The 255-nt window shown below is 66.7% G+C and carries 1 protein-coding gene; it reads right to left on the bottom strand.

The features are described 5' to 3' along the window. Positions 1-255, bottom strand: a 255-nt coding sequence (locus tag GM668_RS30445; RefSeq protein ID WP_155442698.1) for a phosphopantetheine-binding protein, incomplete at both ends; no start/stop codon positions are given.

The following is a 255-nucleotide window of genomic DNA, read 5'->3' as shown; positions in this document are numbered from 1 at the left end:
CAGCGCGGGAGTGCGCACCAGGAACGACTGGTTCCAGTGCTGCGCGGCGGCGAATGCGTTTTCAAAGAACCACGACTGGACCGGCAGCAGCGCGAAGCTGCCGCTTAGTAAGCCCTGCTCCGACACGGCCTGGCGCGCCGGACCGCCGGCCTGGCTGCGCAGCTGCACGCACAGCGCTTCGACCGTCTTGCAGTTGAAGATGTCCTGGATCGTGATGGCCACGCCCAGCTGCTGGCGCAGCTTGCTGCTGAGCTG

The organism is Pseudoduganella ginsengisoli (genome assembly GCF_009720865.1).
Taxonomy (GTDB): Bacteria; Pseudomonadota; Gammaproteobacteria; order Burkholderiales; family Burkholderiaceae_D; genus Rugamonas; species Rugamonas ginsengisoli.
Note: the sequence above shows the minus strand (reverse complement) of the source record. Positions and strands in the feature narration are given on the sequence as shown.